The organism is Campylobacter sp. B0100352/1 (assembly GCF_020135855.1).
Classification (GTDB): domain Bacteria; phylum Campylobacterota; class Campylobacteria; order Campylobacterales; family Campylobacteraceae; genus Campylobacter_D; species Campylobacter_D taeniopygiae.
The window spans coordinates 1-1,347 of the sequence record NZ_JACHTP010000065.1 but is presented as its reverse complement, the minus strand read 5'-3'; the positions used below and the strand labels follow the sequence as shown (position 1 = coordinate 1,347).

The following is a 1,347-nucleotide window of genomic DNA, read 5'->3' as shown; positions in this document are numbered from 1 at the left end:
TTTGGTTAATTTATTTTAACATATATGAGTAAAATAAAATTTTTATTTTTAGAATATGAGTTTTATAGAAAAGAGGAGGGTAGAGTTTTAGAGTATCCTTTAATTATCTAAAATCATTTTTCATAAAAATATTTCCAGCAGACTGTTGCTAATTTTATTCCAAAAATTTGCCTTACTCCTTTTTTAGCCAGTCTTTCTTTATCATAAATCAAAGATCCAAAAGAAATACTTACAAAAGGCACTTCCATATCAAACGAGTTTTTATTTTTATGAATAGGATCTTCACTATTAAGTGAAAAAAGTTGCTTTTTGCAATATTCTATCAGTTTCATTTCTTTATTGGCATATTTGTTTTCATTGTAAAAGTATTGTACTTTGCATTTATTTATATCTTTATCATCAAAAAGTTTAAATTGTAAATAAAGTAATTCCAAGTTTTGGGTATTCTTTTTTATATTATTAACAATAGATTTTTTTTCTTGTATTTGAGTATTGGTATCTAAATCTATTACAAAAATTTTATAGGCTTTAGCAAGAGTTTTAAAATGAAATTTTATATCTTTTAACACATCTTCTTTATCAAATTTTTCTATATCTAAAATAACTATAGGCTTATCGATGAAAGCCATTTTGTTATAAGGGGTAAATTTTTGAGAATTAAAATAAGCAAAAAATACTACACCCTTATCTCTCCACTCGTCTTTAATGCTGTATTGATTTTTCCATCCACGACCTAAAAATTCTAATCCACAAAAAGCTCTATTTTCTATAGTAATATGGCGTATATATTCTTCCATATCTTCTTTGATATCAAAAACCAAATAAGATAAAACGATATAATTTTTATAGGATTCTTCTTGTTTTCTTACCTTATAATCAAAAATAATATTAAAATTATTTTTTAAAACTTCTAGTTTTAACACCTCATTATCTTGCATTATTTCTTGTGTATAAGTGAAGCTAAAAAACATCTTATCAATTAAAGCTTGTCCTTTTTGTTTATGCTTTTTTTGGACATTAAACATTGGAGCGTATTTTAAAACACTTTCATAAAAATTGTCTTCATTGAAATTTTCTCTGTCTATAATAAAGCTTATTTTATCTATAGTATTTTCTTTACCCACATAAACATTTTCAAATACTATTTTACCTTCATTATCACTCATAGCCTTTGCTACTACTCTATCAAAGCGATGGTTATAAACATAAATTTCTTTATTTTTTAAAACTTCTCCATTCCTAGCAAGAAAGCATTCGTTGATTTCTATTTTTATATTTAAGGCATCAGCTATGGGTTGTATTCTGATTATAGTTGGATTTTTTTCTTGAGCTTTTTGATAACTTTGC

At 24.6% G+C, this 1,347-nt stretch carries 1 protein-coding gene; it reads right to left on the bottom strand.

All coding sequences use genetic code 11. The features are described from left to right. Nucleotides 1-113 precede the first annotated feature (113 nt). Nucleotides 114-1,347 (bottom strand): hypothetical protein (locus H2279_RS08505; protein WP_442862196.1); only part of this gene is annotated, 1,234 nt, incomplete at its 5' end.